Origin of the sequence: Campylobacter sp. BCW_4341 (assembly GCF_001764255.1) — a bacterium.
Lineage (GTDB): Bacteria > Campylobacterota > Campylobacteria > Campylobacterales > Campylobacteraceae > Campylobacter_D > Campylobacter_D jejuni.
Genome location: NZ_MKAH01000046.1, coordinates 24,449 through 45,075 on the forward strand (window position 1 = coordinate 24,449; position 20,627 = coordinate 45,075).

At 30.8% G+C, this 20,627-nt stretch carries 22 protein-coding genes; 6 read left to right on the forward strand and 16 right to left on the reverse strand.

What is annotated here, in order from left to right; translation table 11 throughout:
- Window positions 1–44: 44 nt before the first annotated feature.
- The 3 genes from AJN70_RS07650 to AJN70_RS07660 all read right to left on the reverse strand — a co-directional run bounded on the left by AJN70_RS07650 (window position 45) and on the right by AJN70_RS07660 (window position 3,235).
- Window positions 45–584, reverse strand: coding sequence for an iron transporter (locus AJN70_RS07650; protein ID WP_002778842.1), 540 nt, complete (start codon window positions 582–584; stop codon window positions 45–47).
- Window positions 581–2,671, reverse strand: a complete 2,091-nt coding sequence (locus AJN70_RS07655) for an FTR1 family protein (RefSeq protein ID WP_070295670.1) — start codon at window positions 2,669–2,671, stop codon at window positions 581–583. The genes AJN70_RS07650 and AJN70_RS07655 overlap by 4 nt, the downstream gene beginning before the upstream one ends.
- Before the next feature lie 351 nt (window positions 2,672–3,022).
- A complete protein-coding gene (locus AJN70_RS07660) occupies window positions 3,023–3,235 on the reverse strand; it encodes a hypothetical protein (protein ID WP_002862290.1) in 213 nt (70 codons plus the stop codon).
- A 360-nt stretch (window positions 3,236–3,595) separates the two neighbouring features.
- Between AJN70_RS07660 and AJN70_RS07665 the strand changes: the two genes are divergently transcribed.
- The 6 genes from AJN70_RS07665 (at window position 3,596) to map (ending at window position 8,217) form a co-directional block, all read left to right on the forward strand.
- Window positions 3,596–3,778, forward strand: coding sequence for a YjfB family protein (locus tag AJN70_RS07665; RefSeq protein ID WP_002856010.1), 183 nt, complete (start codon window positions 3,596–3,598; stop codon window positions 3,776–3,778).
- A 141-nt stretch (window positions 3,779–3,919) separates the two neighbouring features.
- Window positions 3,920–5,068, forward strand: coding sequence for a Na+/H+ antiporter NhaA (gene nhaA / locus AJN70_RS07670; protein ID WP_032603391.1), 1,149 nt, complete (start codon window positions 3,920–3,922; stop codon window positions 5,066–5,068).
- Window positions 5,065–6,234 carry a Na+/H+ antiporter NhaA gene (gene nhaA / locus AJN70_RS07675; RefSeq protein ID WP_070277993.1) on the forward strand — a complete coding sequence of 390 codons (1,170 nt, stop codon included), beginning with the start codon at window positions 5,065–5,067 and terminating at the stop codon, window positions 6,232–6,234. Before nhaA (AJN70_RS07670) ends, nhaA (AJN70_RS07675) begins: the two co-directional genes overlap by 4 nt.
- Window positions 6,235–6,242: 8 nt before the next feature.
- On the forward strand, window positions 6,243–6,704 hold the full coding sequence (locus AJN70_RS07680; RefSeq protein WP_002862288.1) for a C40 family peptidase: 462 nt from the start codon (window positions 6,243–6,245) through the stop codon (window positions 6,702–6,704).
- A 1-nt stretch (window position 6,705) separates the two neighbouring features.
- Window positions 6,706–7,449, forward strand: coding sequence for a glutamate racemase (murI, locus tag AJN70_RS07685; protein ID WP_002862287.1), 744 nt, complete (start codon window positions 6,706–6,708; stop codon window positions 7,447–7,449).
- 9 nt (window positions 7,450–7,458) lie between these two features.
- On the forward strand, window positions 7,459–8,217 hold the full coding sequence (map, locus tag AJN70_RS07690; protein WP_002856112.1) for a type I methionyl aminopeptidase: 759 nt from the start codon (window positions 7,459–7,461) through the stop codon (window positions 8,215–8,217).
- A gap of 370 nt (window positions 8,218–8,587) precedes the next feature.
- Here the strand turns inward: map and AJN70_RS07695 are convergent, their stop codons facing one another.
- The 13 genes from AJN70_RS07695 to dnaG all read right to left on the reverse strand — a co-directional run bounded on the left by AJN70_RS07695 (window position 8,588) and on the right by dnaG (window position 20,602).
- Window positions 8,588–9,088 (reverse strand): flagellar FLiS export co-chaperone, encoded by a 501-nt coding sequence (locus AJN70_RS07695; RefSeq protein WP_002862286.1) that lies wholly within the window; start codon window positions 9,086–9,088, stop codon window positions 8,588–8,590.
- Between the two features lie 55 nt (window positions 9,089–9,143).
- Window positions 9,144–9,743, reverse strand: coding sequence for an ABC-type transport auxiliary lipoprotein family protein (locus tag AJN70_RS07700; RefSeq protein ID WP_002862285.1), 600 nt, complete (start codon window positions 9,741–9,743; stop codon window positions 9,144–9,146).
- Window positions 9,743–10,633, reverse strand: coding sequence for an MlaD family protein (locus AJN70_RS07705; RefSeq protein WP_002862284.1), 891 nt, complete (start codon window positions 10,631–10,633; stop codon window positions 9,743–9,745). The genes AJN70_RS07700 and AJN70_RS07705 overlap by 1 nt, the downstream gene beginning before the upstream one ends.
- A gap of 2 nt (window positions 10,634–10,635) precedes the next feature.
- Window positions 10,636–11,358 carry an ABC transporter ATP-binding protein gene (locus AJN70_RS07710; RefSeq protein ID WP_002862283.1) on the reverse strand — a complete coding sequence of 241 codons (723 nt, stop codon included), beginning with the start codon at window positions 11,356–11,358 and terminating at the stop codon, window positions 10,636–10,638.
- Window positions 11,359–12,468, reverse strand: a complete 1,110-nt coding sequence (locus tag AJN70_RS07715) for an ABC transporter permease (RefSeq protein ID WP_070277991.1) — start codon at window positions 12,466–12,468, stop codon at window positions 11,359–11,361.
- A gap of 1 nt (window position 12,469) precedes the next feature.
- Complete coding sequence (tkt, locus tag AJN70_RS07720) at window positions 12,470–14,368, reverse strand: transketolase (RefSeq protein WP_070295671.1); 1,899 nt, start codon at window positions 14,366–14,368, stop codon at window positions 12,470–12,472.
- A 9-nt stretch (window positions 14,369–14,377) separates the two neighbouring features.
- Window positions 14,378–15,223 carry a polyprenyl synthetase family protein gene (locus AJN70_RS07725; protein ID WP_070277987.1) on the reverse strand — a complete coding sequence of 282 codons (846 nt, stop codon included), beginning with the start codon at window positions 15,221–15,223 and terminating at the stop codon, window positions 14,378–14,380.
- Window positions 15,220–16,314 (reverse strand): PDZ domain-containing protein, encoded by a 1,095-nt coding sequence (locus tag AJN70_RS07730; RefSeq protein ID WP_002862279.1) that lies wholly within the window; start codon window positions 16,312–16,314, stop codon window positions 15,220–15,222. Before AJN70_RS07730 ends, AJN70_RS07725 begins: the two co-directional genes overlap by 4 nt.
- Complete coding sequence (locus AJN70_RS07735; protein ID WP_002871256.1) at window positions 16,311–16,622, reverse strand: YbaB/EbfC family nucleoid-associated protein; 312 nt, start codon at window positions 16,620–16,622, stop codon at window positions 16,311–16,313. Before AJN70_RS07735 ends, AJN70_RS07730 begins: the two co-directional genes overlap by 4 nt.
- A gap of 3 nt (window positions 16,623–16,625) precedes the next feature.
- Complete coding sequence (locus tag AJN70_RS07740) at window positions 16,626–17,909, reverse strand: UDP-N-acetylmuramoyl-L-alanyl-D-glutamate--2,6-diaminopimelate ligase (protein WP_070233511.1); 1,284 nt, start codon at window positions 17,907–17,909, stop codon at window positions 16,626–16,628.
- The gene (locus tag AJN70_RS07745; RefSeq protein ID WP_070233512.1) at window positions 17,893–18,444 is read right to left on the reverse strand and encodes a histidine kinase; all 552 of its coding nucleotides are present in this window, start codon (window positions 18,442–18,444) and stop codon (window positions 17,893–17,895) included. The genes AJN70_RS07740 and AJN70_RS07745 overlap by 17 nt, the downstream gene beginning before the upstream one ends.
- Window positions 18,431–18,703: a NifU family protein gene (locus AJN70_RS07750; protein WP_002866611.1), complete on the reverse strand. Its 273-nt coding sequence runs from the start codon at window positions 18,701–18,703 to the stop codon at window positions 18,431–18,433. The genes AJN70_RS07745 and AJN70_RS07750 overlap by 14 nt, the downstream gene beginning before the upstream one ends.
- A gap of 81 nt (window positions 18,704–18,784) precedes the next feature.
- On the reverse strand, window positions 18,785–20,602 hold the full coding sequence (gene dnaG, locus AJN70_RS07755) for a DNA primase (RefSeq protein WP_070233513.1): 1,818 nt from the start codon (window positions 20,600–20,602) through the stop codon (window positions 18,785–18,787).
- Window positions 20,603–20,627: the final 25 nt, after the last annotated feature.

The following is a 20,627-nucleotide window of genomic DNA, read 5'->3' on the forward strand; positions in this document are numbered from 1 at the left end:
TAAAAATAAAAATATTTAAACACTCGGAAAATCCGAGCGTAAAATTATTTTGGCGTGCCTGTGTATTTGAATTTATAATCTACTTTAAAAGGCTCAAACCACTTGCCCACGCCTGTTTCTTCATCAACATGGCGTCCAAAACCTTGTTTTTCTGGATTTGAGATATAAAAAGTAAGTTCATAATTTCCTACGCCAAAGCCACCTTTTTTATCTTTTTCCATAGCAATATTTGCACCATAGTGAGGACCATCATCAGCCACCATAGGCATCAAAGTTCCACGTTTAATTGCACCTGTGTCGGTATTTTTAAGTTCATAGGCTATGGTTAAATAAGGCATCCAAAAACCTTCTGGAAAACCATTTGGATTGTTTTTAAGTGCGTGAATATCAGCTTCTAAATGAATATCTGCTAAAGATGCAGCTAGATCAATACCTCTTGGCTCCATTTCAATAGGTTGTAAATAAACAGCGGCTATTTCCATGCCATTAAGTTCTTTTGGATCACCGATTGGCACTTCGCCTGCAAATAAATTTGTACTAATAACCGCAGCTGCAGCAACTACTGATAAAACTTTTTTTATCATGATTTTACTCCTTTTTTTGAAATTTGTTTTGTTATTAAAATGCCAATAATTAGCATAATTAAAACTATAAATTGAGGGATTAAGGTTTCATAGTAAGGATAAATTCCAAGCCATAAAATCGGTTCAAAATTCATAGGTATAAGACTAGGAATAATGACTTTTCCTTCTATGAGTTCGGCTATACCTTTGCCTGTAAAAACAAAAACCATGTAAAAAATAATGTAAGAAGTGATATAGAAAAATTGTTTTACAGGTATGCGAATGGCTCCTGCTTTTAAAAGAAAATATAAAACAATAAGTATTAAAATTCCAAGTCCAAGCCCACCAAAAACAGCACTAAAATCAGCGCTTGTTTTAGCATCAAAAAGCAAGGCTTGATAAAAAAGCACGGTTTCTGCACCTTCTCTATAAACAGCTAAAAATACGGTGATCCAAAGGGTTTTTGCGCTATTATTTGATATGGCATCTATAGCACCTTGTTTGATAAAGCTTGTCCATTTTTTATTTTGTGCGTTTGAAAGTAGCCAAAAGCCCACATAAAAGAGTAGTAATACGGCTATAAGCATGGTAATACCCTCTATAAGCTCTCTACTTTGTCCTGCGTTTTCTTTAAACAGCCAAGAAACTCCAAAAGCGGTAACAAAACTTAAAATCACTCCTGTAAAAAGAGCACTATAGGCGATATTTAGGCGATTTTTATTACCACTTTGCACAAGATAAGAAACAATGGCTACAACGATAATCAAAGCTTCCAAGCCTTCACGCAAAATAATGCCTAAAGCCCATATAAACAACGAATAAGGGGTGGAATCTTGAATTTTGTCCACGCTGCTTGCTATGAGTTGTTCTAAGTCATTAAAAGTAGCTTCAAGCTCTTTTTTATCTGCACTTGCTTTAATCAGTGCTACGCCTTTGGAAAATAAACTTTCTATTTTAAGTTTTAAGCCGCTATCTACAGCACCGATTTTATTTTCCATACCGCTTGCTTCAAAAGTATCTAGATAAATTCCTTGCAAATCATCTACTATAGAAGCGCTAAAGCCATCATAATGTTTCAAAATTCCATCTAAGGCAAGTTTGATATCATTAGAAACTTTGGCATAATCTTTGCCTTTTGTTTCATCATTAAAGCCTGAAATTTGCAAACTTGAAAGTTCTGAATTTGGAATTTGTAAGAAAACATCAAAAATTTGTTCTTCTATGTTATCTAAGCCATTTCTTAAGTCTTTTTCATCTATTTTTGCATCGTTGATTTGGCGTATAAGGGTGCGTATGGCTTGTTGAATTTTTTGATCGTTTCCTGCTTTGGTAAATTTATTTACTAAAATTTCTACTTTGGTATTGCGATAATCACTAAATAAGGCATCATTTAAAAAATCTTTACTAGCTTGGTAGTTTTTTTCTTTAAAAGCATTAGCTGCCTGTGAAAATTTGGTAGAGATATTATCTAGTATAAATTGCAATCTTGCGTCCATTGCAGCAGCAGCTTGTAAATCAGCGCTTGCATTATCATCTGTAAGTTTGCTCGCATCGTTGTTTGTAGGTGTAGGAACTTGGGTGGTTAAAGAGCTTTGTGCTAAATCTTTTTTATCCACGCCCATCATTTGTGCGATTAAAGCTTCTGCATCAGCTTCGCGTTTGGCATTGGCTTCTAGGCTTGATTTTTCAGCTTTAGCCTTATCATAGTTTGTATCGCTTGCTTCTGCTTTTAAACGATATCCATTTTGTAAGATTGGGGCTACTTCATCAAGATCATAATAAAGACTATCAATTAAAGCATTAATTTGTGTTAAAGGAGCTTCATCTTTATACATGCGACGCAAATTTACAAATTTACGCTCCATGGTGATGGCTTTTCTTCCTATGTTTCTTCCTATAGGGCCTTCCATATTTTCAAAATGTTGAAAATACGCATCTTCGCTAAGCTTTTTAGCACCTAGATTATCACCCTTTTTGTAAGTTTCTATGCTTTGTTTTAGCATATCTTTGATAAGATTTGCTTCATTAATATAATCATCTACTCTAGCAAAAGCTGAGCTTGATAAAAAAATACTTACAATTAAAAATATAATTTTAAAAATTTTCATTATCATTACCCTTGGTTTTTGATAAAAATAATATTTATTATCAAAATAAATAATGGCTAGTATAATATTAAAAATCTTAAATAGAACTAAAAAATAAGCTTTTGTATCGATAATATTTTTTATTAATTATATTTAAGATATATTTTAATAAATTTTTAAATATATCTTATTTTTGTGATTTAATATGGGTTGTTTTTAAGTATCGCAAGGCTTTCTTCTAAGCTATGCACTTTGGGATATTGTTTTTGTATTTTTAATTTTTCATTTTTTAGTGTTTTAAAAGCTTAATAAAAATCAAAAAATCATTTATTGCGTATTCTTTAAGGAGATATAGCTATAGTATATTTTAGACTAAGCAGATATATCCAAAAGTTTATCTTTTTTGTTGGTATCTGTGTTTGTAGAATCGCTATTGTCTTTATTTACTTCTTCTTTCTCAGCTTCAGCTTCTACTTTCTCTTTTTTTTCTTGAGATTTTAAAGAAAAATCTATAGTTTGCCTATTTACTTCACTTTTGCCAAAATTTGTGGTATCCATAACGCCACAAGGTGTTACCAGTATCATTTCATTAACCTCTTAGTTTACAATGTTTACTAAACTTAAGATATTTTTTTCATTTTTTTCTTAAGTTGTAATTTTTGATTATATTATAAATCGTATAAAATAAGATAAAACTTAAATTTATTGAAATAAATTTTTATCCATTTAATTCACTTTTAAAAGTACCAACCATTTATATTTTGCTTATTGTTTCATAGTGTAAAAATTTTTAAAATAGGATTTTATCTTAAAAAATTTATGATTTTTAATTTCAGATATTGGTTTCCTTGAAAAATTTTAAAAAGTTTAGTAAAAAATATTAAGTTTTAAAAATATCATCCGATTTAAATAAAGTCTTAAGACTCAATCTAAAAGGAGGATGATATGGTTTCAGATGTTTCTATGGGTAATGCTAATTTAATGACTGCTGTTAATACTTCAGTTTTGAAAAAATCTATGGACACAAACGAGGCATTGATGAATGAACTCATCGAAGGTATGGAAGGTGTCTCTCAAGCCTCCGCTCCACAAGTTTCTAGCTCTAGTGGTTTGGATATTTACGCTTAAATATCTTAAGAACAAGCTTAAGAACTTGTTGGTATCTTGAGCTTGTTTTTTTAAATAATTATTTCTTTAGTATTTTTTCGTTATAATTTTGCCATTTTATTTATCGTATTAAATTTTTATAATATTTATTTAGGAGCAAGGATGCAAATGATAAAGAAGATGGTTTTAAGTGAAACTTTCCCTGGTATTTTGCTTATATTTTTTACATTTTTAGCCTTATTATGTAAAAATTCTTCTTTAAGTGTTATTTATACAGATTTTTTTCATGCTAATTTTACAGTAGGATTTGATCATTTTCAAATTTCAAAGTCGTTGGATTTATGGATAAATGATGGTTTGATAGCTATATTTTTTCTATGTATAGGGCTTGAGTTAAAATATGAAATTTTACGCGGACAGCTTAAAAATATAAGAGCTGTGTCTTTACCTATATTTGGAGCTTTTGGGGGTATGATTACTCCTGCTTTAATTTTTGCTACTATTAATTATTCCCATGATTTTGCTATGAAAGGTTGGGCAATACCTACAGCAACTGATATAGCTTTTGCAGTAGGCATTTTGATGCTTTTAGGAAATAAAATTCCTACAAGTTTAAAGCTTTTTTTACTTTCTTTAGCTATTTTTGATGATTTGGGCGCTATTGTTATTATTGCTTTATTTTATACAGATCAGCTTTCAGCTTTGGCGATTATTATTTGTTTGTTTTGTATATTTGCTCTGCTTTTGTTAAATTATTATCACATCACCCATCTTTCTTTGTATGTGTTAGTAGGTGTTGTATTGTGGATAGCTATGCTTAAAAGTGGAGTACATGCGACTTTGGCTGGTGTGATTATTTCTTTATTTATACCGCTTGATACAAAAAATAAAAAACCTTATTTGCATGAAGTTCTTAAGGATTTAAATCCTTGGGTGGTTTATTTTATCTTGCCTTTATTTGCTTTTGCTAATGCTGGGATTGATATCAGAGATATGCATCTTGGTTCAGTATTTTCACCTGTAAGCCTTGGAATTATTCTAGGATTATTTTTAGGAAAGCAACTAGGTGTTTTTACTTTTTGTTTTATTGCTATCAAACTTAAGCTTGCAAAACTACCTGAAAATATTAAATATGGAAAATTTTATGGTATATGTATTTTAACAGGCATTGGTTTTACGATGAGCTTATTTATTGATGGTTTGGCCTATAAAAATAGTGATATTTTTGAACATGCGGATAAACTTGCTATTTTAATAGCTAGTTTTTTAAGTGCCATTGTTGGTTTTATTTATCTTAAGATTGTTAAATGAATAATATAGTACATAAATTAAAAACTTTAGTTTTAAATGAGGCTTTTGGTGGTGTTTTACTTATAGTTTGTACTTTGCTTGCTTTGCTTGTGCAAAATGGATCTTTTAGCGAACATTATCGAGAATTTCTAAATTTAAAAGTCGGATTTAGTGTAGGTGAATTTGAGCTTAATAAACCTTTTTTGCTTTGGATAAATGATGGGCTTATATCTATATTTTTCTTTGCTATAGGGCTTGAGCTTAAGAAGGAATTTTTGCATGGGGATTTTAAAAATCCTAAAAATATTGTTTTACCTTTTATGGCTGCTTTAGGGGGTATACTTATACCAGCAATGTTGTTTGCTTTGGTGAATATAGGAGATGCTTATACCTTAAAAGGTTGGGCTATACCTACAGCTACAGATACAGCGTTTGCCTTAGCGATTTTAATGATGTGTGGTAAGCATATTCCATCAAGTTTAAAAATTTTCTTACTTTCTTTGGCTATTTTTGATGATGTGGGTGCTATTTTAATTATAGCTATTTTTTATACGACAAAATTATCAATAGTTGCTTTTGTCGTTGCAGGAATTGCTATTTTGGTAATGCTTGTTTTAAATATTTTAGGAATAACAAGAAAGTCTTTTTATTTTATTTGCTCAGTTATTCTTTGGATTAGTGTTTTAAAAAGTGGTGTGCATGCAACTTTGGCTGGAATCATAACAGCGTTTTTTATACCGATGCAAACTAAAAATGGAGAAGCATTTTTAGAAGAAATTTATGAAAGTCTAAAATTTTGGCTCACTTTTGTTATCTTGCCTTTATTTGCTTTTGCTAACGCTGGGGTAAATTTATCCAATATCGATATGGGAGCAATTTTTTCAGGTGTAAGTATAGGTATTTTCTTGGGGCTTTTTGTGGGTAAACAAGTGGGTGTATTTTTGTTTTCTTATTTGGCAATCCGCTTTAAATTTGCAGCCTTGCCCCAAGGTTCAAATTTGAAACAACTTTATGGGGTTTGTATACTTACAGGTATTGGTTTTACAATGAGTTTGTTTATCGATGGCTTGGCGTATGAAGTCAGTGATATTTTTAATTATGCAGATAATTTAGCTATTCTTATAGCTTCATTTTGTTCTGGGATTTGGGGTTTTATTTATCTTAAATTCTTTGCTACTCGATCTTAAGGGGACTGATGAGGCATATTTTTTTCATCATCACGATTGTATTCTTTATAAGTGGATGTAGTTTTTATCAGAATTTAAACTATACTCGTCCGATTTATAATACAAATAAAGAAACAAAACTTAAAACTATAGCAAATGAATGGAAAAAAACTCCTTATGTTTTAGGTGGAACTACTAAAAAAGGTGCTGATTGTTCAGGATTTACACAGAGTGCATTAGCTCAGCTTAATATACGCATACCTCGCACTACAAAAACTCAATTAGGTTCTGGGAGAAAAGTTTCTAAATCAAAATTGCAAACAGGAGATTTGGTATTTTTTAAGACAGGTAGAGGGCCAAATGGTATGCATGTTGGTATTTATACGAGCAAGGGAAAATTTATACATTTATCTACTAAAGGTGGAGTAAAAGAAGTCGAGTTAAATAGTTCTTATTGGAAGGCTCGTTATATAGGAGCAAGAAGGTATTAAAGTGAAAATAGGTGTATTTGATAGCGGAGTAGGGGGGCTTAGTGTTTTAAAATCTCTTTATGAAGCTAGACTGTTTGATGAAATTATCTATTATGGAGATACCGCAAGAGTTCCTTATGGGGTGAAAGATAAAGATACTATTATAAAGTTCTGTCTTGAAGCATTGGAATTTTTTGAACAATTCCAAATTGATATGCTTATCATTGCATGTAATACTGCTAGTGCTTATGCTTTAGATGCTTTAAAAGCAAAAGCACATTTTCCAGTATATGGTGTAATTGATGCAGGGGTTGAAGCAACGATAAAAGCTTTACATGATAAAAATAAAGAAATTTTAGTCATTGCAACAAAAGCAACCATTAAATCAGAAGAATACCAAAAGCGTTTATTATTTCAAGGATATACAAATATAAATGCTTTAGCTACAGGGCTTTTTGTGCCTATGGTTGAAGAAGGTATTTTTGAAGGAGATTTTTTGCAAAGTGCTATGGAGTATTATTTTAAAAATATCACAACTCCAGATGCTTTGATACTCGCTTGTACTCATTTCCCTTTACTAGGTCGTTCTTTAAGTAAGTATTTTGGCGATAAAACAAAATTAATTCATTCAGGAGATGCTATAGTTGAATTTCTTAAAGAAAGAGAAAATATAGATTTGAAAAATCATAAAGCAAGATTGCATTTTTATGCTTCAAGCGATGTTGAATCTTTAAAAAATACTGCTAAAATTTGGCTAAATTTATAAGGAAATAAAATGATAGAATTGAAAAAACCAGATGAAATAGAAAAGTTAAGAATAGCAAATCAAATTGTAGCAAAAACTTTAAATTTTTTAGAGAATGAAATTAAAATAGGAATGAGCTTAAAACAAATCGATAAAATGGCAGAAGATTATATTTTAAGCCTTGGCGCCAAGCCATCATTTAAGGGACTTTATGGTTTTCCAGGTGCCATTTGCACATCTTTAAATCAAGTTTGTATCCATGGAATTCCAGATGATAAAATTATCAAAGAGGGTGATATTTTAGGTCTTGATGTGGGAAGTTTGATTGATGGGTATTATGGGGATGCAGCAAGAACTATTGCTATAGGAGAAGTTTCACCCACTGATAAAGCTTTAATCTCTTGTGCTAAAGACGCGTTATATCATGCTATAGATATTATTCATGATGGAATGCGTTTTAAGGAACTTTCAGCTGCTTTAGGCGAATTTATCCATGCAAGAGGTTTTGTCCCGCTTCGTGGATATTGTGGACATGGTATAGGACGAAAGCCCCATGGAGAGCCTGAAATTTTAAATTATTTAGAAAAAGGTGCGAGTGCAAAAAGTGGCCCTAAAATTAAAAATGGAATGGTGTTTTGCATAGAGCCTATGATATGCCAAAAAGATGGAACACCAAAGCATTATAATGGAAAATGGGATGCTGGAAGTATTGATGGGCTTAATGCGGCTCATTATGAACATTGTGTTGCTGTGATTAATGGGCGTGCTGAAATTCTTTCTATGATATGATATTAAATTATAAAAATAATATTTTTTTCTTAAAATTCTAAAAATTTAAAATTTTTTAAATAATATTGTAGTAATATTCTTTAATAATTTAAGTTACTAAATGATATTTTTATAGCAGATTAAGTGTTTTTAGAATAAAATGTCACATCGTATTAAACTAAAACATAAATATGGTTTAGATAATTTAATAAAAATTGTTAAATTATCTAAATATTTATTTTAGTTTAAAGAGATCTTTTAAGATCTCGTTTGGGTTAGGCTATTTCCCTCCCCCTTTTTATTCGTAGCCTAACTCTCTTTTAGAGTTTGGAAAATCTCTTTAAGCTAAAATATATTATATTTGCTTAAAGAGAACAAATGATTACTATTCTTATTTAAATAAATTTTTAAAATCCATTGTAGAGTTATAAATTCCAGCATTATCCACAGTTTCGCCCATGGTGATTGCGGTTGCTAACTCTGATAGAATGATTTTTATTTCATCTCTTTTATCTTGTATATAGGCTAATACACCTTCGTAATTACTTGTTTGAAGAATTAAAAGTGGATTAGCAATTTCAAATTCAAAAAGTTTTTTACCAACATAAACATTGAAAATATTTCCAAAAAGGGCTGTTCCCATGAAAGAGCAGTTTTGTATAAGTTGTGATGCTGTGGCATCAAGAGTTCTTTTTTGCATATCATCTGAATTTTCATCTATTCTTTCTAGAATGCTTTTTTCTATTTTTTTTAAAGACATATCAAGTACTTGAAGTGCTCCTATAAAATCATTTGCATCATTGATTTGAGAGCAAATTTGATTTGCTTTAAATTCATTCACGCTTTGAATTTCGCCTAAGTGTTTTTTAAATATATCTAAATCACTTTTCATTGTTTACCTTTCAAAAATATTGCTAAATATTTAAAAAGCAAAAAGTGTTCCTAAATTAGGATAAATTAGAATTTACCCAAAAAACAATCTCATTTCCAATTTTATTTAAGGCTTTTTGAAAAGCATTATAAGTAGAGCGGATATCTTTTTTTTCTATTTTTTCTTTAGTATTGAAAATTTTATGAGCTATTATTTGATTGTTTTCAAGATTTATGAAATTTACGCTTATAGAAATTTGAGCGTAGTTTTCATTGTTGTTAAGAATTTGTTCAAAAGAGTTAATCCTGCTTTCAAGGGCATAATCCGCATTTAAAGAGCTTGTTGAAGAAAGTAAGGTTGTAAAAATATTGCTTTGTTCAAATTTTGATAAAATTAAAAAAGAATAAAGATTGCTTGGTAAGTCTCCCCAGAAATAATGTGCGTATTTGTTGCTAAAACCATTATCTATATAAACAATAGCTCGCGAGTTTAAATACCAAGGTGCATTTGCATTGCGAATTTTAAGAATTTTACCGGTTTTTTTAAAAAAAATATTTGAGTCTATTCCTTCATCTTTTAATATGATATTTTCATTTTTGTTGATGGTTTCGTGTCTTAAAGAGCATCCGCATAATATAAAAATAAAAGTCAAAATATAGAATAATTGCTTTAGCATTATTTTTCTCCTGGCCCTAGTTTAGGTTTAGTTTCTTTAAAAATCAAATCAGCAGGGCTGTTTTGTAAATTTTCTATTAGAATATTGCTTTCAATTAAAATTCGTTTAAAAAGCTCTAAATTTTGCATCAAAGATGCTTTAATATCATCATAAGTGTTTAATTTTTCATCAGCTTTTTTTATGAAATTTTTTAAAATCATCGTGCTTTCTTTTATGTCTTTAAGACTGGAGTTGAAATTTTGCGCACTAAGGCTTATATTATCAGCCATTTTTCCTATTTTTAAACTTGTGTTTGAAAGATTAAGGCTTAAATTTTTAGAATTAGCATTTAAATTTGCACTTAATTCTGCTAGATTTTGCAAAAAGATTTCTAGATTTTTAAGATTTTTTTCGCTTAAAAGTTCTTTTGATTTATCATCGGCCGTTTTAACCAAAGAAAAAATATGTTCACTTTGTCTGTCTATGGTTGCTAAAAAACTTTCTTTAAAAGGAATGACTGGAAGTTTTCCCTGTATAGATACTAAATCTTTGCTATTTTTGCTTCCGCCTTGAAGTTGGACAAATTTAAGTCCTGTGATACCTTGAAGTTGCAAAGTAGCAAAGGTGTCTTCTTTTATAGGGGTATTGTTTTTGACCTTAATGCGTATGTTAACGCCGAGTTCATCTTGATTGTAAATGCTGATTTCTTCTACGCTACCTACTTCCACGCCCAAAAGCCTTACGGGTGCTTTTATGCCAAGTCCTGCAACGGATTCTTGCGTGTGAATTTCATAATACTTAAAACTTTCTTCTTTAGAGTATCCACCAAGCCAAAGTATGAAACCAAGACTTGCAAAAAACACTCCAAAAACAAAAAGTCCTACAAAAAAATAATTTGCTCTATTTTCCACTTTTACTCCATAAATCTTTTAAAAAGTCGTTCATTTTGCAGGCGTAATTCTTCATAAGTACCGCAAAATCCAACTTTTTTATTTTCTAAAATGATAAAGCGATCGAGTAAATTTTTCATACTTTCTTTATCATGTGTAACCAAAATGATATTTAAATCAAAACTTTTTTTTAATTCTAAAACCAAATCGTCAAATTCGCGACTACTATGAGGGTCAAGTCCTGAGGTAGGTTCATCTAAAAAAAGTAACTTACTATCAAGTGCTAAAGCTCTAGCAATTGCCACTCTTTTTTGCATACCACCACTAAGTTCGCTTGGAAATTGTTTTAAAACACTTTCGTTTAAACCTACCATTTTTAGCTTCATTAAAACCAGTTCTTGTATGCTATTTTCATCTAAATGAGTGTATTCTTTTAAAGGAATGGCTATATTTTCATAAACATTAAAAAAGCTAAAAAGTGCAGCAAACTGAAAAACCACACCCCATTTTTTACGCAAAGCAAGTGCATCTTCTTCGTTGATATTTTTAAGTTTATAACCTAAAATTTCATATTCTCCACCATCAAAATGTTCAAGCATAAGCATTTGTTTTAAAAGGACGGATTTTCCACTTCCACTACCTCCTAAAATACCAAAAATTTCGTTTTTTTTGATTTCAAAACTTACGCCATCATGGACGATTTTTTCTCCAAATTTTGTAATGATATTTTGTGCTTTAATAACCATTTAAATTCCTGCAGAAGTTAGAATAACAGAGAATAAAGCATCAAAAGCTATCACCCAAAAAATAGCATTTACAACGCTTTTTGTGGTATAAATTCCTATGCTTTGTGTAGTGTTTTTTACCTCAAAACCACGAAAACAAGCAATAAGCCCTATTAAAAATCCAAAAATAGGTGCTTTTACAAGTCCTATAAAGATATGTTTTATATCTACAGCTTCTCTAAAGCGTCTTAAAAATTCGGCAAAAGAAATATCAAGATTTAATTTTGCAACCATCATTCCACCTATAATACTGATTGCATCGCTAATGGCAACGATTAAAGGCATAGCCACTACCAAAGCCATAACACGTGGAATAATAATAAATTCAAAAGAACGAAAACCCATAGTATTCATAGCTGCAATTTCATCAGTAATTTTCATCACTCCAATTTGTGCGGTATAAGAGCTTGCACTTCTTCCTGCGATCACTATGGCGGCGATTAAAGGTGCAAGTTCTCTAGTGGCTGAAATTCCCATCAAATCTACTATGAAAATATTGGCTCCAAATTGTGCGAGTTGATAAGCGGCCTGATAGGCTAAAACCACTCCTACTAAAAGAGCAGTTAAAATAACTATAGGCAAGGCTTTAAAAGCAGAATTTTCTATATGATATAAAAAAGCAATAAAGCGAAAATTTTTAGGATTTTTAAGGCATAAAAAAAGACTTGTGGAAAAAGCTCCTGTGAAATTGATGAATTTTCTTAAAATTTTTAAAAGTTCTAAACTTAATTTTCCAAGATCGATAAAGTATTCACTGAAATTTTTATGTGATTTTTTTGTTTTGCTTAGTCTTTGGTAGTTTTTTTCACAAAGTTCAAAAAGGGTTTGAAAGCGTGAATTTAAGCCTTCTTTGGTGATTTTAATATTTTTATCTTTAAGGTCATTTTCCAAAGCAAGGAAAAATCTCACTCCAGCGGTATCGATTGCTTTTAGATCTTTAAAATCAAAAATCACTTCCTTGCTTTGAATCAAAGCTAAAAAATCTTTTATTTTTAACTTATAAATACTTGTTTTATCCCAAATTCCAAAGATAAAAAGAGTGTTATTTTGAAATTTGAAATTTGTATTCATTTTATTTGCTAAGGATAAAATTTACAAGCTTTGAAACGCTAAAGCCAAAGTGTTCAAAAACATCCTTGTCTTTGCCACTTTCTCCAAAACTTTCTATACCATACACTTTATGGCAAAATTTATAAAGTTCATTAGAATGCGCTGCTTCAACACCTATAACTTCACCTTTTAACAATCTTTCTTGATAAGCTTTATCTTGTTTTTCAAAAAGTTCAAAACAAGGCATGGAAACAACATTACAAGCAAAACCTTGTTTTTCTAGTTCGTTTGCACTTTCTAAACAAAGCCAAACTTCACTTCCGCTCGCTAAAAGTGTAAATTTAGCATCTTTGCTTTCTTTAAGTAAATATGCTCCGTTTTTTACATCTCCAAAAACGGGTTCATTTAGAGCTTTGAGTTTTTGGCGTGAAAGCACAAAAGCACTTGGAATACCTTCATTTAAGGCTATTTGCCAAGCTTTGACATTTTCCACTCCATCAGCAGGTCTAAAGGTTAAAAAATTTGGCATAGCTCTAAAAGTGCTAAGTTGTTCTATAGGTTGGTGTGTTGGTCCATCTTCGCCCACACCTATGCTATCGTGTGTGAAAATGAAAAAATGTTTGATTTTCATTAGGGCTGCTATTCTTGCGGCAGGTTTTAAGTACTCGCTAAAGATGAAAAAAGTTGCCGAAAATGGTAAGAAAATTCCATATCTTGCAAAAGCATTGTTAATCGCTGCCATAGCGTGTTCTCTGATGCCAAAATGGATATTTTTACCTTCTATAAAGTCTCCCATACCGTGAAGTTCTGTTTTATTTGAAGGGCCTAAATCCGCACTTCCACCTAAAAATCCTTCTAAATTTTTAGCTAAAACATTTAAAATTTCACCATTGCTATCTCTTGTAGCAAGATCTTTTCCTTTAAAATCAGGATAAGCTATCTTGCTAAAATCAGGGTTTAATAGCCTTTCTAAAACTTCTTTTTTACCACTTTTTTCAAGTTTATCTTTCCATTTTGCTTCTTCTAAATCCCCAAGTTCTACAGCACTTTCAAAGCGGATTTTGCTTGCTTGTGGGATATGAAAACTGATATTTGGAACAAAACCTGCTTGTTCTTTGGCTTTTTTAATCACTTCTTCGCCCAAAGGTGCACCATGGCTTTTATGACTGCCTTCAAGCTCTCCTGCACCCTTTGCTATAGTTGTTTTTGCGATGATAAGACAAGGTTTTGTGGATTTTTTAGCTTGTTCTAAGGCTTTATTGATTTCTTCGTAATTGTGTCCATTTATACTTAAAACTTCAAATCCTTGTGCTTCAAAACGCATTTTTACATTTTCATTAAAGGCTAAACCTACATCGCCTTCTATGGAGATATTGTTGCTATCGTAAATAAGTATGAAATTATCAAGTTTGTGAAGTCCTGCTAAAGAACAAGCTTCATAAGAAATGCCTTCTTGTAAATCCCCATCTCCGCAAAGACAATAAATTTTATGATCGATTAAATCACTACCTAGCAAATTTTGTGCTTTTTTTGCTGCCATAGCAAAGCCTACGGCATTGGCAACGCCTTGCCCTAAAGGGCCTGTAGCGATTTCTACTCCAAGAGTTGAAATTTCAGGGTGTCCAGGGGTTTTAGCATGAAGTTGGCGGAAATTTTTAAGATCTTCCAAGCTTAAATCATAGCCACTTAAATGTAAAAAACTATAAAGCAAAGCACTTGCATGTCCACCTGAAAATATAAGTCTATCACGGTTTAGCCAAGTGGGATTTTTAGGATTGTGCTTTAAATGATAACTTAAAACACTTAAAATATCTGCTAAGCCCAAAGGTGCACCTGGGTGTCCTGAGTTTGCTTTTTGCACCATATCGGCACTTAAAAATCTTAGAGTATTTGCCTGTTCTTGTAAAATTTGAATGTCCATTTTTTGCCTTTATAAGTATTGAATTATTAAATTTTGTATCATTTGTGCGAGTTTTTCATTAAGTTTTTCTAAGTCTTGTTCGCATTCACTAAGAAGATTTTCTTTTGTTTTTATGGCTTGTTCAAGTCCAAGCAAATTGACAAAAGAATTTTTATGAATATCGTTGTTAGTAGGCTTTCCGCTTTGTTCTTGACTTGTAGTTACATCGATAATATCATCATTGATTTGAAAAATCAGTCCTAGTTTTAAACCAAGTTTGTAAATTTGATTGCTTTCTTCGTTGTTAAGTTCGCAAATTTCACAACCCATTTTTAAAGCTGCAGCGATTAATCTTGCGGTTTTGTGTGTATGTAAAAACTCAAGTTCATTTAAACTCAGTCTTTTGTCTTCAAAAAAACAATCAATAGCTTGTCCTATAACCATTCCATTAAGTCCTGCATTAAAGGCAAGGGTTTTTATGAGTTTGATTTTGATTTCATCTTTTAAATGAGCATGACTTAGAGCTAAAAAAGCTTCAGTATTTAAAGCATCGCCCACTAAGATGGCTGTAGTTTCATCGTAGCTTTTGTGTAAGGTTGGAATTCCTCGTCTAAAGTCCGCATTATCCATAGCGGGTAAATCATCGTGTATGAGTGAATAAGTATGGATAAATTCCAAAGCTAAAGCCACATCTAAAGCTTGATTTAAAAGTTCAGGTTTATTGCTTTGTACTACGCTTAAAAGCAATTGTGCACGAAAATGCTTTCCTCCTGCTTTTAGCATAAGGGCTAAAGCTTCATTAAAAAAAGGATGAAAGCTTTCAACCTTAGGTAGATTTTTTTCTAAGTGATGGATAAAAAGTTCTTTTAAATTCACTTAGTAAGCCTTATGAAAAATTGAAATTTACCATCGCCACCTGAGTTGGCATTTCCGCCTAGTTCATTGTTGAAATTTGATAAAGGTAATTTAGTACTTTTGCGTTCAATTAAGATGCTAAAGTCATTACCAGCGCTTAAAATATTTTGTAATTCTTTAAAATTATTTAAAATAATATTATTAACGCGTAAAATTTTATCTCCTACCATAAATCCTGCATTTGATGCTTTTGATTTTGGATCTATTTTGGTTACAACAAGACTAGTATTAACCGTTAAACCAAGATTGCTTGTGAAATTTGTAATTTTTGGTTTTGGTTTAGAATCAGGAAGGTTAAATTTGCTCAAATCTTTTGCAAAAACTTCAGTAGAAATATTTAAATCCATATTATCACGCAATACTTGAAAATAAAGAGTGCTTCCGCGATCTGCAAAAAGAATTTTTTCATTGAGTTTTCTTAAATCATTAGCGGGTAAGCCATCAACACTTATAACTTGATCGTTGATTAAAAATTGTGGATTTTTTCTTACATTGTTAACATAAATTTTATTTTCTCGAACAACAAAATCAACGCCAATATCCCCCCAATAAACATCGTTATATTTCATAAAATGTTTTAAATAGCGATTGCCTATAAAAGAGCTATTATTTAAAGCAATCCCCATCATTTCACAGCATGGAGTCCCTAAAAGTCCTATTTTAGAATTAAAATCAAGTTGATCTTTTTCATCAATATTTTGAGCTAAATACTTAATATGCCCTATATAAGGTTTATTAGGATCCCAAATTCCAACCCAATCATTACGAGTAAGTTTTTCTTCATCACCCATAGGAGTAGGGATTAGGCTAAAGTCAGTTCTTACAAGATATAAATTTAAAAATGGATCATATTTTACATATTTGTTAAGCTTAGTATTAGGCTGTTTTAACACAGCAAGTAAATTTTCACTGAGTGCAAAAGCTGGCATTCCTTCATAGTTGAGCATGCTTGCCTTATTTCTTTCATAACCTGCTAAAAAATCTTCAAATTTAGGTCTTTCTATACCAAAAGACAAAGTAAAAAGCATGCAAATAATTAAAATTTTTTTCATAATTTCATACCTCCAAAACCGCCTAAAACATCATTCGCTATATTGGAACGATTTTGCGCAACCATAGCCAAAACATCATTAATTGCAGAAATAAGTAAAATTTGCAAGGACTCTTTATCTTCAAGTAAAGAATCATCAATGCTAACATCGATAATTTCACCTTTTCCATTGGCGCTTACTTTAACAAGTCCTGCTCCACTTTTGGCGCTAAATTCACGATTTGCAAGTTCTAGTTCTATATTTTTTGCTTTTTCTTGAACTTGATTTAAAAGTTCTCCCATTTTAGAAAAATCCATATTTTCAAACATTGATTATCCTTGATTTTTTAAAATTTCATTAACAACTACTTTATCGCTAAAAGGATATTTTATCCCTTTAATTTCTTGAGTAGTTTCATCACCTTTGCCTAAAATAACGACTAAATCGTCATTTTCTTTTAGTTCTAAAGCTTTTTTTATGGCTTCTTTTCTATCTTCTATCATTAAAACTTTTTCTTTTTTAGCAAAGCCTGATAAAATTTCTTCCATGATGGTTTTTGGTTCTTCGTTGCGTGGATTGTCACTTGTAATGATAGCAATTTTTGCAAAATGTTCGACGATTTTTCCCATTAAAGGGCGTTTGGTTTTGTCCCTATCTCCACCTGCTCCAAAAACAACGATGAGTTTTTTATTTTTAAGAGTGTCAAGCACTTTTTCAATGCCATCAGGTGTATGAGCAAAATCTACAATCACACCTTTTGCTACTTGTTCTACCCTGCCACAAACCCCACCAAATCCACTGATAGCATTTTCCAAGTCTTTTAAATCAGGCTTTACAAGTTCATTCACACAAGCGCTAGCAACTAGAAGATTGTAAAGATTAAAAAGTCCTAGCAAGGGCGAGTCTATGTGAAAAGTTTGATTTTTATTTGTTACAATAGCACTAATGCCTTCTTCTAAAGAATAAGCTTTGATTTGATATAAAGCAGGATTTTCTATGCCATAAGTAAAAGCATTACGCACATTAAATTTAATAGCCAAAGCATCTTTGTTGATAAATTTTAAACTCTCATCTGTAAAAAAAAGCTCTTTTGCTTCTTTGTAATTTTCAAAAGTACCGTGAAAATCTAAATGATCTTGAGTGATATTGGTAAAAATTTTAGCAACAAATTTTAAGCCTTCGATACGGTTTTGAACGAGTGCGTGTGAGCTTACTTCCATGATAAAAAAATCACATTTTTTTTGAGTGGCTATTTGTAGGTACTCTAAGGTTTTAAGAATAGGGGAGGTGGTTAAGGATTTTTCATCAATTTGTTCATCGTTGATAAAAGCTCCTCTTGTTCCGCAAAGCCCACACTTATAACCTAAATCTAGTAAGATAGAATAAATCGCTGCTGCGGTTGTGGTTTTGCCATTGGTTCCTGTGATTCCTATGATTTGAATCTTTTCATCGATTTTTAAAAGTTTTTTACACTCATTTACATCAATGATTTTTGCACCTTTTTCTAAGGCTTGAGCGTGAAATTTAGCATTTTGTGTGGTTTGTAAAAAAAAGCATTCTTTTTCACACTCTAAGGTATTATCTGTAATGAATGAATTTTCAAGTTTTAATTTCACTTTTAAATCCTATGAGTTTTTCTTGGAGTTTGATAAATCTATCATTTGCCCAAAAATGAGGCATAACATTTTCTATATAATTTAAAGTCATATCTTTATAGCCATTATCAAGTAATTTTTCCAAAAAATCTAAAAAATCATCACGATTATCAATAACTAATTTAGTGCTGTTAATGATATTTTCAAAACTTTTTTGAAAGCCAAGTTCTTCTTCGCTTTTTAAAAAATCTTGATAATTTAACGCATGCCTATCTTCAAATTCGTTTTCCTGTTTGTTTTCTTGTTTTTTAAATTCAATTGTACTTAAAATTTCTTCTAAGTCTTTATCAATGCTAGAGATTTTGTAATGTTCTATATAAAAATCAAAAAGTAAAGAAGCTTCTTTAGGAGATTTTAAAGCAAGATCGCAAAGGCAGATAAAATTTAGCAAGCGTTTATTTTTGCGTTTTTCATAAGCCATAGAAAAATACATTTTTGCAGTTTTAAAATCTTTCTTGTAAAAATGTTCAATTCCAAGTTTTTTATAATTTTGCAAATTCGTCTGCTCCGCCGTTTAAATTGATTATAGTGATTTCTGGATGAATATCAATCTTAAGTTGCCTTTCAAGACCGTATTTTAGTGTCGTTCCACTTGATGCACAACCTTTGCAAGCTCCTATTAAATGGACATAAACAACCCCATTTTTAATCCCTAAAAATTCAAGCCCTCCGCCATCACGTTCAAGCATAGGCAAGCTCTTTTCTAAACTTGCTTTAACAGGATTTATAAGCTCTTCATCACTAAAAGGCATCATAATTTATCCTTAAAAATTTTTATATACTTTAGCGTGATTGTGTTTAAAAAAAGGTAAATTAAGGCTTGAAATTTAAATAAATTAAAAAGGTTCGTCATTATCTTGTGCGCTAAATCCTAAATCATAAGCTGTAAAGTTTTTGTTACTAAAAATTCCATTTAAGTTTCTAAATGATTGTTGCAGAATTTCTTCGTTTTTTTCATATTTTAAGAAGCTTAAATATTCTTTTAAAAAATTATTTAATTCTTCGGTATTTAAATTTTTAATTAGAAGATTTAAATTTTTATCAATAAGCGTAAAAAGTTGTTTTTTTAATGCGAGTGTAGAATTTTTAATTTTTACATTGTTTAAAAAAGCTAAATTAACCTTGCAAATACCTAACAAGAATTCGCTATAGTTTAAATTTTTTCGAATATTTTTACTTTCAAATTCTCTAATATCACTATCTTCATAACCTTTTTTTTCTAAAATTTTATCCAATAAAATTTTATGCTTAAAACAAACACTATCACTAATTTGCTTAAAATCGTTACATATATCTGGATGCTGTTTTAAAAAAGCTATAAGTTCTAATTCTGCAATGTGAATTTTTTCTTTAGGAAAATTGTATTTATTTTGAGAAATTAAAGGGGTTTGTATGGTTTTTTTTGAATTTTGTGATAAGACGATAAATTTTTCATCCACTTTTAATAAATTTGAAACTAGACCAGTGTAAGAATTTGCCACTAAAGGTTCAAGATTAAAGGTGAATTTTTGTATAGTTTCTAAAGCTTTTTGTTTGTCAAGAGCAGAAATTATGGAATGAGTGGATATTAAGCGTCTGATATAAAATTCGCCAAGCTCTATTCCTTCATCGAATATATTATGGAGTTTTGCGCTTTCATTTTTTGCTACGAGCTCAGCAGGATCTTTTCCGCCTTGCAAAATTGCCACTTTACCGTCTATTTTATTTGTGCTTAATAAAAATGCAGATCGTGTCGCAGCTTTTAATCCTGCTTCATCATTGTCAAAACATAAAATCACTTTTGCATCATAACGGCGGATTAAAGGTAGATGATGTTCGGTTAGTGCTGTTCCAAGAACTGCTACAGCATTGTTAAACCCTGCTTTGTGAAAAGCTATTGCATCCATGTAGCCTTCACATACTATTATTTCTTTTTTTTTGGCTATATTTTCTTTAGCGATGTTAAAAGCATAAAAAATTCTACTTTTATCAAAAAGTATATTTTGGGGTGAATTTACATACTTTGCCGGTACATTGGGATTTAAAGTACGCCCTCCAAACCCTACTAATAAGTCTTTATGATCGTAGATTGGAAAGGTGATACGCCATATAAAACTTGCGTAAAATTCATTATTTTCATCTTTTTTTAAAGCTCCAACACTCATAGCATCTTCTAAAGGAATTTTTTGATTTTGCAATAATCTTATACTATCTTCACTTGCTCCTGCAAAACCTAATTCGAATTTGGCTATATCTTTGTCATTTAAAGCTCTTTGGTAAAGATAGGTTAAAACTTCTTTGTGGTGTTTGAGATTATCTTTAAAATACGCATTTAAGCTTGGTAGTATAGACTTTAGCTCTTTTTTATTTTCTTGTTTTTCTTTTGTATAACTCAAAGTAAAATTACTAAGGCTTGCAACTTTTTCAACTGCATCGGCAAAACTTAATTTTTCATAATCCATTACAAATTTAAAAGCATCTCCACCAGCCTTGCAAGCAAAACAATGATAAAAACCTTTGGTAGGATTGATATGCATAGACGGGTTTTTATCTGCATGGAAAGGACAGATACACACAAAACTAGAGCCTTGTTTTTTTACTTCAATATAATTTTCTATAATATCAACAATATTAAGTCTTTGGGATAAATTTTCTATACTTTCTTTAGTTATCATTTTACAAACCTTGTTAAAATTATAC

What these genes read in the sequence shown, in the direction of transcription:
- AJN70_RS07650 (WP_002778842.1), bottom strand. Translation starts at nt 584, where the DNA reads ATGATAAAAAAAGTTTTATCAGTAGTTGCTGCAGCTGCGGTTATTAGT.
- AJN70_RS07655 (WP_070295670.1), bottom strand. Translation starts at nt 2,671, where the DNA reads ATGAAAATTTTTAAAATTATATTTTTAATTGTAAGTATTTTTTTATCA.
- AJN70_RS07660 (WP_002862290.1), bottom strand. Translation starts at nt 3,235, where the DNA reads ATGATACTGGTAACACCTTGTGGCGTTATGGATACCACAAATTTTGGC.
- AJN70_RS07665 (WP_002856010.1), top strand. Translation starts at nt 3,596, where the DNA reads ATGGTTTCAGATGTTTCTATGGGTAATGCTAATTTAATGACTGCTGTT.
- nhaA (WP_032603391.1), top strand. Translation starts at nt 3,920, where the DNA reads ATGCAAATGATAAAGAAGATGGTTTTAAGTGAAACTTTCCCTGGTATT.
- nhaA (WP_070277993.1), top strand. Translation starts at nt 5,065, where the DNA reads ATGAATAATATAGTACATAAATTAAAAACTTTAGTTTTAAATGAGGCT.
- AJN70_RS07680 (WP_002862288.1), top strand. Translation starts at nt 6,243, where the DNA reads ATGAGGCATATTTTTTTCATCATCACGATTGTATTCTTTATAAGTGGA.
- map (WP_002856112.1), top strand. Translation starts at nt 7,459, where the DNA reads ATGATAGAATTGAAAAAACCAGATGAAATAGAAAAGTTAAGAATAGCA.
- AJN70_RS07695 (WP_002862286.1), bottom strand. Translation starts at nt 9,088, where the DNA reads ATGAAAAGTGATTTAGATATATTTAAAAAACACTTAGGCGAAATTCAA.
- AJN70_RS07700 (WP_002862285.1), bottom strand. Translation starts at nt 9,743, where the DNA reads ATGCTAAAGCAATTATTCTATATTTTGACTTTTATTTTTATATTATGC.
- AJN70_RS07710 (WP_002862283.1), bottom strand. Translation starts at nt 11,358, where the DNA reads ATGGTTATTAAAGCACAAAATATCATTACAAAATTTGGAGAAAAAATC.
- AJN70_RS07715 (WP_070277991.1), bottom strand. Translation starts at nt 12,468, where the DNA reads ATGAATACAAATTTCAAATTTCAAAATAACACTCTTTTTATCTTTGGA.
- tkt (WP_070295671.1), bottom strand. Translation starts at nt 14,368, where the DNA reads ATGGACATTCAAATTTTACAAGAACAGGCAAATACTCTAAGATTTTTA.
- AJN70_RS07730 (WP_002862279.1), bottom strand. Translation starts at nt 16,314, where the DNA reads ATGAAAAAAATTTTAATTATTTGCATGCTTTTTACTTTGTCTTTTGGT.
- AJN70_RS07735 (WP_002871256.1), bottom strand. Translation starts at nt 16,622, where the DNA reads ATGTTTGAAAATATGGATTTTTCTAAAATGGGAGAACTTTTAAATCAA.
- AJN70_RS07750 (WP_002866611.1), bottom strand. Translation starts at nt 18,703, where the DNA reads ATGATGCCTTTTAGTGATGAAGAGCTTATAAATCCTGTTAAAGCAAGT.
- dnaG (WP_070233513.1), bottom strand. Translation starts at nt 20,602, where the DNA reads ATGATAACTAAAGAAAGTATAGAAAATTTATCCCAAAGACTTAATATT.